The organism is Bacillus sp. LJBV19, from assembly GCF_017797845.1.
Taxonomy (GTDB): Bacteria; Bacillota; Bacilli; order Bacillales; family Bacillaceae; genus Bacillus; species Bacillus velezensis.
In genome coordinates, this window is sequence record NZ_CP072563.1 from 3,090,577 (window position 1) to 3,102,792 (window position 12,216).

A 12,216-nucleotide genomic window follows, 5' to 3' on the forward strand; every position below is an offset into this window, starting at 1 on the left:
CGTCCTTCTCTGATGGGAAGAACGCTTTTTTATCATTATACACTTTTCACCTGCTCTAAAGGATTCCGTTCAATTACGCTTCCTTCTGACGGGACGGTAAGCGCCGCAATCTCACAGTGAGGGAAATGCTCAGAAAGCTGTTTTCTCAGCTCTTCTCCCTTTCCTTTTTCAATCAGAACAAGAATCGTCGGTCCCGCTCCGCTCAGCGCCGTTCCGTAAGCGCCTTTCATTTCGGCCGCATGTTCCACCTTTGAAAGCTCAGGAACAAGCATGGCGCGGTACGGCTGATGGAGCATGTCTTTTCTCATCATTTTCCCGGCGAGCGCCCAGTCATTTGACATGATCGCAGCAACGAGAAGGTTGCTGACGGCGCTTGCTTTAACGGCGTGCCGGTACGGCAGCTCTTTCGGGAGCACGTCTCTTGCGTCCCTGGTCAGAACTTCGTAAAACGGAATCACTGCCACAACGTCGATATCCGCTTCGGCAACACGCACGATATGTGTTTCATCTTCTTCGTGAAGGCCGATCACAAGCCCTCCTGCAAGGGAAGCAGCGGCATTATCAGGGTGCCCCTCTTCAAGACTGGCTAAGTGCAGCTTGTCACTTTCCGACAGCTGCAGGCCGCATAACTCATCCGCAAGCTCAATGGCGGCGACGATAGCGGCCGCGCTGCTTCCGAGACCCCGCGCAAGGGGGATGTCACTCCACACTTTGACATGGGCGGGCGGCAGCTCTTTCTGATAGCGGTCAGCCGTCCGTTTGGCGACTTGGTAGATGAGGTTGTCCGTTCCTTGAGGGATGCCCGCGACAGTTTCGGTTTCCGCCGAGAACTGCCATTCATCGTTTCGGAAAACCGAAAGCTTCAAATATCTGCTGAGCGCCATCCCGACGGAATCAAACCCAGGCCCTAAGTTGGCGGTGCTTCCCGGAACCGTAATGGAAAACAGCATCTCCGCCTCATTCATACACGCGCCGCTCCATTTAAGTATTCCAGTATGCTGTCCTCATCTGTCGGCAGCGTGATCGGTTTTATGTCAGATACGTCTACAGCCGTGTTCGGATCTTTCAGGCCGTTTCCGGTCAAAACTGCGACAACCTTGCTGCCTTTTGGAATTTCACCGGATTTCACCTGTTTCAAAACGCCGGCGATGGATGCACAGGAGCCCGGTTCGGCAAACACGCCTTCTTCACGGGCAATCAGCTGATAAGCGTGAAGAATGTCTTCATCTGTGACTTCATCAATTTTTCCGGCTGATTCTTCCGCAGCGAGCACCGCTTTGTCCCAGCTGGCAGGATTCCCGATTCGGATTGCCGTCGCAACGGTCTCTGGATTTTTAATGACTTCGCCGCGGACGATAGCCGCAGAACCTTCCGCCTCAAAACCGCGCATCTTCGGAAGTCCGGTGCCGTTTTTCTCATGGTATTCTTTGAACCCTTTCCAGTAGGCCGTGATATTCCCGGCGTTTCCTACCGGGATCGCCAGAATGTCCGGCGCTCCGCCGAGCTGTTCGCATACTTCAAAGGCCGCTGTTTTTTGCCCTTCAATCCGGTAAGGGTTTACTGAATTCACTAATGCAATCGGTGATTTTTCGCAAATTGACCGGACGATGGCCAGCGCGTCGTCAAAGTTTCCGTCAATCGCAATGATTTCCGCACCGTACATGACGGCCTGCGCAAGTTTTCCGAAGGCGATTTTTCCGTCCGGGATGATGACGATGCATTTCATGCCGGCTCTCGCCGCGTATGCCGCAGCCGCCGCGGATGTGTTGCCTGTAGAGGCGCACATGATGGTATCATTGCCTTCTTCTTTCGCTTTGGCGACCGCCATGACCATGCCGCGGTCCTTAAAGGACCCCGTCGGATTAACGCCCTCTGTTTTCACATGCAGTTCAATTCCGAGCTTTTCAGAAAGCTTCGGCAGGTGAATCAGCGGCGTGTTGCCTTCATGCAATGTCAGGGCCGGCGTCCGATCCGTTACCGGCAGAAATTCTTTATATTGATGGATGAGTCCTTTCCACATTAGCTCCAACCGTTCCCTTCTACGCGATATGTGCTTTTTACTTCTTGTACGACTTCGAGGTCATTTAAGTTTTGCAGAATGTCACTGAAATCTTCTTCCGATGTATGATGCGTGACGATGACGATTTCCGCGAGGTCGTCGTGGCCTTTGATCGGCAGCTGCAGAATTTTTTCAAAGCTGACGCCGCGCTCTGAGAAGGCCGATGTGATTTTTGAAAAAGAGCCGACCTGGTCTTTGACGTGAATTCTTAAAAACTGCTGGGCATAGATATCAGACGGCTGCTTCATATTTCTTTCATACTGCGGGGCGACAAAGCTGTTTCCGTTTACGCCGAGACGCATGTTTTTCATGACCGCGACCAGATCGGAAACGACCGATGTCGCAGTCGGCATGCTTCCGGCTCCGGGGCCGTAAAACATCGTTTCGCCGACGGCTTCTCCGTACACGTAAACGGCATTGAACTCGTTATGCACCGCAGAGAGCGGATGATGATCCGGCAGCAGTGTCGGCTGAACGCTGACTTCGATTTTATTGTCATCACGCTGTGCGATGCCGATCAGCTTCATCGTATAGCCGAGCCGTTTGCTGAAGCTGATGTCTTCATCCGTTATACGGGAAATTCCTTTTACTTTGACATCGTCCAGATCGACGTTCATAGAGAAGCCGAGACGGGCTAAAATCGCCATCTTGCGCGCGGCATCGAGTCCTTCTACATCGGCGGTCGGGTCAGCTTCCGCGAATCCGAGATCCTGCGCTTCTTTCAGCACTTCCTCATACGGGCTTTTTTCTTTAATCATTTTCGTTAAGATGAAGTTCGTCGTTCCGTTGACGATTCCCATCATTTTTGTGATCCGGTCAGAGGAAAGGCCTTCTTCGAGCGTGCGTAAAATCGGGATTCCGCCGGCGACACTCGCTTCATAATACAAGTCACAGCCATTTTCCTTTGCGGCGGCTAAAAGCTCTGAGCCATATACGGCGATCAGATCTTTATTTGCGGTCACAACATGTTTTTTCGCTTTCAAGGCATCAAGAAGATATTGCTTCGTCTGTTCGACACCGCCGATGACTTCAATAATCACGTCGACCTCAGGGTCATCGATCACATCATAGACTTCTGTCGTCAGCACATCCTTCGGCAGGTCTGCGTCTCGTTTTTTATCAATATCTTTAACTAGCACTTTTTTGATCGTCACCGGACAGCCGACCTGGTGCATAAGCTTATCCTGATGATCTTGTATAATTTTGACGACACCGCTTCCCACGGTTCCCAGTCCTAACAGTCCAATACGAATCGCTTCCAAAGAGAAACTCCACCTTTCTTCCTTTTGTCCACTAGAAAAGGACAATTGTTAACCCTTCACAGACATTTAAGTTACAAATATTATATAAGCCCTCATTTGTTTTGACAAGCGGCTGAATATTGTTTCTACAGATATGAAAACGCTTAACACACTGATATGACAAGATTCCCTATTTTCTAAATATTTTTACGTCATATTTTCTTACGAACTGATTCCTTTTCCGAGCCACGCCACAGGCGGGACAAAAACCTGTGCCGACCTGACATTCATCATGTCGTGACATGTCTGTAAAAACTGTTCATAGCGGGTGCAGTCGGCAAGAATGTAGTCAAGCTGCTCTTCGTAAAACTGTTTTTCAGAATCATGAGAAATGTAATAGCTCTCCACCGTCTCAAAGAAATGGAGCGGAAACAGCAGGCGGCTGTAAAACAGGCGCTTGGAAAAGGAGGATAACGGCGTAACTTGCTCATATTCCTGCAGAAACAAAAACCCATCTTTGAGCAGGTCGTCACGATGATACAAATATGTGCTGCGCATATATTCCGCAATATCACGGGCGGCATGGTCGAATACCCAATCGCCCGGAATGCGGATCAATGATTCCTCCGACCAGGTATCCCGTTCCATCCGCTGATGGCAGATTGTCCCCGAGTCTTCTGCGCCGGGATTGTCATCCAGCTCCGTATCCACTAAATATTGAATGGCGTTTTCCGCTAAGCCTGAATAATAAGGAAATGCTTCGATCATTTTCTTTTCGAACGGTTCAAGCGGAGACATATGAATTTTCTGCATCCAGAATGATTCCAGCTGATCCACCCGTTTTCCCCATAAGTCCTTCCATTGGCCGATCCTGCCCGCTTCTTTCACTTCGTACGGAAAACCCCGCCCTTTTCTGTGAAATTCGGCAAGCTCCCCTCCGACAGAAAACGACCGGTTTGAGACGGGAATCGGCGCTTTTAAGAGCGCATACGTTTTGCCTTCGTCCTCAAAGGTCAGTTCTCCTTCCTTCGTAAAGATAAACACTGAAACGTATGGGTCACTTTGTTCTTGTAAATACTGACTCATGTAGTAAAGCTCCGTCAGCTCTGATTGCGAAAACCCGGAGACGGGAATAATAAGAAAGAAGGAATTGGGCGTCTGGAAGCATTGGTATTTCTGATAAACGGAGAGCTGTCTGACGTGGATGCCGTATTTTTCTTTAATGATGCTTTTCATCATAATCACCTGCCTGAAAAATTAGAGCTATTCACATCGTAGTCATACGCCGGCGGAATTATGAATACATATTGTAATCCTTTGAATCAAGTGGAGAAACATCGTACACATCGGAAGGGTGTTGTATAAACTAGTAAAAAAAGATTGGGTGAAGCAAATGTCAGAAAAGGAACAACTGAATCAGGTGGAAGCTGTCGCCAGGGCGCGTTTAAAAGAACGGGGGGTTGAGACGGACGATATTGCCGAGCTGGTGTATTTCCTTCAAAAAAAATATCATCCTGATTTGACGATGGAGGTATGCAGGCTCAATGTGGACCGTGTCATCGCAAAACGCGAGGTGCAAAACGCCATTTTAACGGGAATAGAATTAGATGTGCTCGCCGAACAAAAAAAGCTGTCTGAACCGCTTCAGACTATTCTGGCGATTGATGAAAGCCTGTATGGGGTTGACGAGGTGCTCGCCTTCTCTATCGTGAATATATACGGCTCAATCGGCTTTACGAATTACGGCTACATTGACAAAGAAAAACCCGGCATTCTCGGGCGGTTAAATGATAAATCTACGGGTGAATGCCATACGTTTCTTGATGATATCGTCGGCGCAATCGCAGCAGCGGCTTCAAGCCGGCTTGCTCACAGCGCCAGAAATACAGAATAAGGACGGCCGTCATGGCCGTCCCTTTTTTTATAGATGTTCAATCCATTCGGTTAAAGAGTCAATCGCATATGTCGGCTTCTGGTCGTAATCTGCCATATGCTCACGCTTTGTCACTCCGGTATGAACCAGCAGCGTATCCATGCCCGCATTGATGCCGGCCATAATATCCGTTGCATAGTTATCGCCGACCATGAGTGTTTCGGAAATATCCGTTCCGAGCACACGCATCGCCTGTTCCATAATAATGGATTCAGGCTTGCCGATAAAGACAGGCTCAACGCCCGTTGACACCGTCAAAACGGATGTGAGCGAACCGTTCCCTGGTAAAAGCCCTCTTTCAGTCGGAATGGCGACGTCGCCGTTTGTTGAAATGAACCGGGCGCCGTTTCTGATCGCAAGGCATCCCGTTGCCAACTTTTCATATGTAATGCCGCGGTCGATTCCCACAACGACAAAGTCCGCGTTTTCTTCTCCGAAGCTCAGCCCGTTTTCTTCAATGGCCTGACGGATGCCTTCTTCGCCGATCACATATACCGACGCGTCTTTTTTCTGCTGGGCGATATGCTGCGCAGTCGCCATGCTCGTCGTGAAGACCTGCTCTTCAGATGCCGGAATGTCAAAGCTCATCAGCTTGTCCGCCACCTGCTTCGGCGTCCGGGAAGAATTGTTCGTCACGAATAAATACGGAATGCCGCGCGCTTTAAGCGTTCTCACAAATTCACACGCTTCTTCGATTTTTTCCGTCCCGTTGTACATTGTGCCGTCTAAATCTATCAAATACCCTTTATAATCCTTCATACTCAACACTCCTGTGGATTTTCTCACTCGTTGTTATTTAAATGCGGAAACAGGCCCTAATTCTGTTTCCAGGTAGGTTCTTACACGGGCCGGAAAGGCTTTCAGCACATCTCTGTTTGACGTGATCAGCGTTAACAGCTCCTGATGGTCGGCGTGCTGATATTCCTGGACAAGCTGCTTTCTGGAAGAGATCAGTTGCTTCAGCTTATTTCCTTCATCCTCAGCTACCACCTTTTCATCCGTCAGAATATCCATGATGTCGTCATAACTCCCCGGATCGCGCATGATAAAGCCGTCAATCATATCATTTCCGACATCGAGAATGCATTCGATCATAAGATGGCTGATCCGCTCAAGCGCCCTGTTTTCGATTTCGCTCTGCCATGCAGGCGTGCTGTCAAACAGCGCCAGCTGGGTCTCAAAAAAACGGAGTGTTTGTTCGATATTATTTCTGTCAACAAAATACACGTGACAGCATCCCCTTCTGCATCAATTATTTTCTGATTCGTTTTAAAACAAAATACGCGCAGCCGAAATTGCAGTATTCGTAAATGTATTCGTCCAATGTGCTGATTTTCGTTTCAAAGGTTGCTTTTTGATTCTGGTCATCAAAGAAGCCTTTGAGCCGCAGCTGACTGTATCCCCAGTCTCCCACAATGTAATCATATTTATTTAATATGTCCGAATAGCGGGCTTTGAACGCTTCTTCATTAAAGCCGTTTTTAAAATCGTGTACGAGTTCAAACTCGGCATTTTGAATAAGAATCATGTCTTCACCTCTTTTATCACTCTTTACTATCATAATTCATTGACTTCTGTCCATCAATTGCAAAATGAGACGGTTCGGACGGACGGAGAATTTTTCCTCTTTATATCCAGTGTAGCGGTTCAGATGATCCTTATTCAAGAATGACTTTTTCCCTGCAAAAACGGCTCCATCACAAAAAACCCAAAACCTGCGGCGTTTTGGGTTTTTTCGGCTTATCTTATGCTTGGGCCTGGCGTTTTTTAGACGCTTCGTTCACTTGTTCATCCGCATGGTAGGAAGAACGGACAAGCGGGCCTGCTTCACAGTGGCTGAAGCCTTTTTGCATCGCGATTTCTTTCAGTTCGGCAAATTCGTCCGGATGATAATATTTTTGAACTTTTAAATGTTTTTTCGACGGCTGCAGGTATTGGCCGATCGCCATGATGTCGACATTGTTCGCAAGCAGGTCGTCCATCACTTCAATAATTTCTTCCTTCGTTTCGCCGAGACCGATCATAATGCTTGATTTCGTCGGGATGTCAGGCTGCATTTCTTTCGCACGGCGCAAGAATTCCAAAGAACGGTCATATGTTGCGCGGGCCCGGACTCTCGGTGTCAGGCGGCGGACGGTTTCAATGTTGTGGTTCAGAATATCAGGACGGGTATCCATTAATGTTTTCAGGTTGTCGTAATTTCCGCCCATATCGGATGGCAGCACTTCAATTGTCGTGAACGGGCTTTTTCTGCGGATCGCCCGGACCGTTTCCGCAAAGACGCCTGCTCCGCCGTCTTTCTGATCATCACGCGCTACGGCCGTGATGACGGCGTGTTTTAAATTCATCAGCGCGACGGAATCAGCTACGCGTTCCGGTTCCTGCAGATCCAGCTCAGTCGGCAGTCCCGTTTTTACAGCGCAGAAGCGGCATGCTCTCGTACAGACGGAACCGAGAATCATGAACGTCGCCGTACGTCTGACAGCCCAGCATTCATGGATGTTCGGGCATTTTGCTTCTTCACATACGGTATGCAGATTATTTTCACGCATTAATTTTTTCAGACCCGTATAGTTTTCATTCGTGTTCAGCTTTATTTTGAGCCATTCCGGCTTTCTCAGATGCTCGTCTTTCTTTGCCATTTCCCCATCATCTCCATTATCCCTTTATTCATGTTCGTGTGCGAAAAATTTCTATTTCACGATGGATATAAAACTTGCGGATTTCTATTCAATAGTCACTTTAACATAGGAAAAATTTCTCGACAAGGGAAGAGAATTACTTACATTTTCTCGGATTGTTGCCGCAAACTATGTGTATTCAATCCTGAAAGGAGATCATGTTGTGAAAGTTCTGTTATCTGCCCTTCTCCTTTTATCAGTTTTCTGTCCGGCTGCAAGCGGGAAAGAACAATCGGCTCCTGTTTACGGCGAACGGATGCAGTTGTACCGCAAAGCCGAAGCAGTCACGCAGATTCCTTGGTATGTGCTTGCGGCGGTTGACCAATATGAAGAAAATGTCCGCTCGAACCGAAAGGATCTGCCGGAAAAAGCGGGAATCATCAGCATTTATATTCCGGATCATTTGTGGAGCGGCCCTGAAAATCCAAATCCTAAGGACGATGCGCCCCTCAGCATTAAAGTATTTGACGGGATCGGCCTGGACGGCGACGGCGACGGAAAAGCCGAGGTAAGCAATGATGAGGATATCCTTTATACATTTGCTCAGTATTTAGCGGGATTCGGAACGGATCTTGACCATATCCGCATCGGCCTCTGGAATTATTACCGCCGTGATCAGACGGTCGGCATTATCACCGAATTCATGACACTGTTTAAAACGTTCGGCCGCCTTGATCTCGGAGAGCACGCTTTTCCGCTTCCCGTGAAGACGGACTACAGCTACCGCAGCACATGGGGCGCCGCACGGGGTTTCGGCGGGCGCCGGATTCACGAAGGAACGGATCTGTTCGCTCATTACGGGCTCCCCGTCAGATCGACCTGCTACGGTATTGTTGAAATGAAGGGCTGGAACCGTTTCGGCGGCTGGAGAATCGGCATCAGGGATATCAATAACACGTATCACTACTTCGCTCACCTGAACGGCTTTGCAAAAGGTGTGCATAAAGGCCAGATCGTCAAACCCGGAGAGGTGATCGGCTCTGTCGGCAGTTCCGGATACGGACCGCCGGGCACCGCGGGAAAATTTCCGCCGCATCTTCACTACGGGATGTATAAAGATAACGGCAGATCGGAATGGTCTTTTGATCCGTATCCTCATTTAAGGGCATGGGAACGTAAAGAAATCCGCAGGAAAAAGTAAACACACAGCCGCCAGGAAAGATTGCGGCTGTGTGTTTTTATTTATCTTTCTTCTGTTTTTCATTCGGCAGCTGGACGGAAGGCGTCACACCTGATCCGCCGCTTCCGTTATAAAACTGCGGCACCTCTCCTTGAATCGCTTTAATGGAGACCGGAATATTATTTGTCACGACTGATGTCTTACTGGCAAACGGAATAATGACCTTTACTTTTATTTCCACAAAGATGCTGATATCGATCAGGGCATTGTTAATGCCGTACGGTTTTATTTTTGTTTTCACATCAGTCAACGCATCACCGATCAGGTTAAAGCGCACGGGGATTTTCGGCCCCAGATTTCCGAGAATGCTGTTTCCCGTGACCTGTCCTAAAGGGATGTTAATCATAATTTCATCGACCGTTTTAGCGCCTTTTTCCGTTTCATGCTGCTTATTGTTCGACTCCGCTTCCTTCAGATGAGCCTGAAGCTGCTTTGTCACTTTCGCCTTCATGCTGTTGACCATTTGTGTATTAAAATCCATCGTTGTGACTTTTCCGTTTTCATCCGTTTTCATATCGACCATATCTTTCACATTGTCGCTGTGAGACATGTATTCTTCAATGGATTCCGTAATGACCTCTGTCGCCACCCGTTTGGTTTCCATTTCTCCTATGTTCATCAGCACCGGTTTGATTGAGGAGTTGATCATCCAGAGGCTGATGACCGTCGATATGATAAAAAAAGCAAACGACAGAAGAAGCACATACCGAAAAGGCAAAGGCCCTCTCTTGCGAAGAGCGCTCCGGTATCTAGGCAAGAAAAATCCCCCCTTACATATCACAATGTATGCTTGTAAGGGGGGACATAGTATTTTATTTTCACTCTTAAAAAGTCCCGCTTACCTTTACTCGAATGAGATGGAACGGCGGGCAGCTATACGACATTACGGCTGCCGCGCGAGCTTCCAGGCGAGCAGATCCCTTAAAAACTCAGGCATAAAGTATTGTTTTTCTTTTGAATCGCGGATGTAAGGGAACAGCTTTCCGAGTGTAAACATGTCGAGAACGGCAACCGAGTATATCCGCTCCGGATCAATCTCTTCTCCGTTCACTTTCACATTGAGGAGATGCGTCACACCGTCTTCAAGAATGCCGGCCTCTGCCTCCGCTCCGGCATATACCATCCTGCCCATCACTTCCCCGCGGAAGCCGAGACCTTTTATCCGCAGCTGCTCCATTTGTTCCGAGGCGGCCTGGCTGATTGTTTCCTGGAGTTCCCTGCCTGAAAGACGAACGGCCACCGGATTGATCGGATGAGGGCAGATGCGGTGCAGGTCAAGCTTTGTGACAGGCCCCTTCTGTAAAGGCCCCAAAATGACGCCTGAATTCACCATGCTGACTTCACAGCCGCACCAGCTTTTCAGCGCTTCGGCTAATAGAAGCGGGAGCGGCGATTCCTCAAACCACTTCACGCCGGCTTCTTCATTCAGGTTGGCGACTTGTTCGGAGAGCAGGTTTTCCGCTTCCCGTTCTTTCTCTTTCAGAAAAGCCGCCGTATCTTCAGATTCCCCGTGCCAATCAGCCATTTTCTGTACAGATGCCTGTTTGCTGACAATGGTTCGTGATTCACTTTCTATCGTCAGCTCGACACAGCCGACATAGTTCCCGTATTTCTCCGCACATGCAAGCAATACACCGTTTATGTCCTGTCCGTCCTCAAGAAGGTGGTGCGTATGTGATTCAATAATGACATCGATGTCGGGAAATTTTTCCGCTGCGGCCCGGTCATCGATCAAGCCTAAATGAGAAAGCAGAATGATGATATCCGCTTTGCCCTTGATATCGTCAAGTGATTCTTGAATGCTTTTTTCCGCATCCGTCACTGTCCAGCCTAGTTTTTGATAGACGGGATAATACGGCACCGTGACGCCCAGTATGCCGGCGGTCATCCCGTTTTTCAGCGGTTTGATCACGTAGGGCTCGGCCCATTCCGGCCGCTGTCCGTCCGCGTCAAACAGGTTGGACACAATGACGGGAAACGCGGCATGGGTATATAAATCCGCCAGCTCATCGTGAGGCAGCGTAATTCCTTCATTATTCCCGACGGCAGCCGCATCAATCTCAAGCCGATTTAACAAGTCGACATTCGCTTTGCCGAAGGTCGCTTCCGTTATCATTTGGAATCGGTCCATATGATCGCCGATGTCGAATACGAGTGTTTCCTCCCCGTCTTTTTCATGTTCATTTCTCTTCTGCTCAATATAATGTACGATTTTCGGCCAATTTTCGAAATGGCTGTGCAAATCATTCGTATGATATAAACGGAGCTTCTCTAACATACCATCTCTCCTACCTTTTAGCTGAATATCCCTTGATAAATCAATTCACAGCCGATCAAAATCAAGACGACCCGCATGAAAAGCACGATCGTTTTCGTCTGCACCCGCTTATTGACCCACGCGCCCATTTTGCCGCCGAACCACGCGCCCGGAACGAGGCACAGCGCATACAGCCAATTGACATGGCCCTCTGCGATATGTGACACGGAACCCGTCACGGAGGATAAGAAAATAATGAGCATTGACGTCGCCACAGCCACTTTCGGCGGGAACAAAAATAACAGCATCATGGCCGGAACCATAAGAGAGCCGCCGCCAATGCCGAAAAGACCGCCCAATAAACCGACGAAAAAGGCAATCACGATACCGGTGAAAATACGGTACGAATATGTATAAAGCTCACCTGATTCATCCTCATATGTCCGGATCATGCCTTTATGCGCTTTATTGACCGGTTTTGCTTTCGCCTTCAGCATTAATGTAATGGAAATCAAAATCATAAAAAGTCCGAACCAGACGGAAAACGTATGCGCATTAAAAAGTTTAGACAAATACGCGCCGATGATGCTTCCCGGGCCGGAACCGATAAAAAAGATCAGTCCGCTTTTGTAGTCAACGGTTTTATATTTCATATAGGCCAGAGTTGATGACAGGCCCGTAAAAATAATCACCAAAAGGGACGTGCCGATGGCAGTCTGCGGTGTTACGTCATGGAAAAACGGAGTCATCGTGCTTAAATAGAGCATCGCCGGCACGATGATAATTCCTCCCCCAAGCCCGATCAGGCTGCCGACCGTTCCCGCGATAAATCCTAATATGATCAATATAAGATAAGACATGTGTC

The 12,216-nt window shown here is 48.5% G+C and carries 13 protein-coding genes; 2 read left to right on the forward strand and 11 right to left on the reverse strand.

What is annotated here, in order from left to right; translation table 11 throughout:
• Positions 1 to 35: 35 nt before the first annotated feature.
• The 4 genes from thrB to cotNH all read right to left on the reverse strand — a co-directional run bounded on the left by thrB (position 36) and on the right by cotNH (position 4,539).
• Entirely contained in the window at positions 36 to 965 is a 930-nt protein-coding gene (gene thrB / locus J6600_RS15030; protein WP_014418794.1) for a homoserine kinase, read from the reverse strand.
• Positions 962 to 2,020, reverse strand: coding sequence for a threonine synthase (gene thrC / locus J6600_RS15035; protein ID WP_154817939.1), 1,059 nt, complete (start codon positions 2,018 to 2,020; stop codon positions 962 to 964). The genes thrB and thrC overlap by 4 nt, the downstream gene beginning before the upstream one ends.
• On the reverse strand, positions 2,020 to 3,321 hold the full coding sequence (locus J6600_RS15040) for a homoserine dehydrogenase (RefSeq protein WP_029973818.1): 1,302 nt from the start codon (positions 3,319 to 3,321) through the stop codon (positions 2,020 to 2,022). The genes thrC and J6600_RS15040 overlap by 1 nt, the downstream gene beginning before the upstream one ends.
• Before the next feature lie 201 nt (positions 3,322 to 3,522).
• Positions 3,523 to 4,539 carry a spore coat-associated protein CotNH gene (cotNH, locus tag J6600_RS15045; RefSeq protein ID WP_029973819.1) on the reverse strand — a complete coding sequence of 339 codons (1,017 nt, stop codon included), beginning with the start codon at positions 4,537 to 4,539 and terminating at the stop codon, positions 3,523 to 3,525.
• Positions 4,540 to 4,693: 154 nt separating this feature from the next.
• On the opposite strand from cotNH, the gene J6600_RS15050 reads away from it, so the two are divergent.
• A complete protein-coding gene (locus tag J6600_RS15050; RefSeq protein WP_003151934.1) occupies positions 4,694 to 5,194 on the forward strand; it encodes a phosphatidylglycerophosphatase A family protein in 501 nt (166 codons plus the stop codon).
• A 27-nt stretch (positions 5,195 to 5,221) separates the two neighbouring features.
• Here the strand turns inward: J6600_RS15050 and J6600_RS15055 are convergent, their stop codons facing one another.
• From J6600_RS15055 to lipA, 4 genes are all read right to left on the reverse strand, one after another.
• Complete coding sequence (locus J6600_RS15055; RefSeq protein ID WP_007613557.1) at positions 5,222 to 5,992, reverse strand: TIGR01457 family HAD-type hydrolase; 771 nt, start codon at positions 5,990 to 5,992, stop codon at positions 5,222 to 5,224.
• A 33-nt stretch (positions 5,993 to 6,025) separates the two neighbouring features.
• Positions 6,026 to 6,460: a DUF86 domain-containing protein gene (locus tag J6600_RS15060; protein WP_209387558.1), complete on the reverse strand. Its 435-nt coding sequence runs from the start codon at positions 6,458 to 6,460 to the stop codon at positions 6,026 to 6,028.
• 25 nt (positions 6,461 to 6,485) lie between these two features.
• Positions 6,486 to 6,761: a YutD family protein gene (locus J6600_RS15065; protein ID WP_003151928.1), complete on the reverse strand. Its 276-nt coding sequence runs from the start codon at positions 6,759 to 6,761 to the stop codon at positions 6,486 to 6,488.
• Between the two features lie 217 nt (positions 6,762 to 6,978).
• Positions 6,979 to 7,875 carry a lipoyl synthase gene (gene lipA / locus J6600_RS15070; RefSeq protein WP_003151923.1) on the reverse strand — a complete coding sequence of 299 codons (897 nt, stop codon included), beginning with the start codon at positions 7,873 to 7,875 and terminating at the stop codon, positions 6,979 to 6,981.
• Positions 7,876 to 8,077: 202 nt separating this feature from the next.
• Between lipA and lytH the strand changes: the two genes are divergently transcribed.
• Positions 8,078 to 9,055: an L-Ala--D-Glu endopeptidase gene (gene lytH / locus J6600_RS15075; protein WP_032876720.1), complete on the forward strand. Its 978-nt coding sequence runs from the start codon at positions 8,078 to 8,080 to the stop codon at positions 9,053 to 9,055.
• 37 nt (positions 9,056 to 9,092) lie between these two features.
• On the opposite strand, the gene yunB is transcribed toward lytH, so the two are convergent.
• The 3 genes from yunB to J6600_RS15090 all read right to left on the reverse strand — a co-directional run bounded on the left by yunB (position 9,093) and on the right by J6600_RS15090 (position 12,211).
• Positions 9,093 to 9,851: a sporulation protein YunB gene (gene yunB, locus J6600_RS15080; RefSeq protein WP_209387559.1), complete on the reverse strand. Its 759-nt coding sequence runs from the start codon at positions 9,849 to 9,851 to the stop codon at positions 9,093 to 9,095.
• A gap of 126 nt (positions 9,852 to 9,977) precedes the next feature.
• Complete coding sequence (locus J6600_RS15085; RefSeq protein WP_209387560.1) at positions 9,978 to 11,372, reverse strand: bifunctional metallophosphatase/5'-nucleotidase; 1,395 nt, start codon at positions 11,370 to 11,372, stop codon at positions 9,978 to 9,980.
• 17 nt (positions 11,373 to 11,389) lie between these two features.
• Positions 11,390 to 12,211, reverse strand: a complete 822-nt coding sequence (locus J6600_RS15090; protein ID WP_007613562.1) for a sulfite exporter TauE/SafE family protein — start codon at positions 12,209 to 12,211, stop codon at positions 11,390 to 11,392.
• Between the last annotated feature and the right edge of the window lie 5 nt (positions 12,212 to 12,216).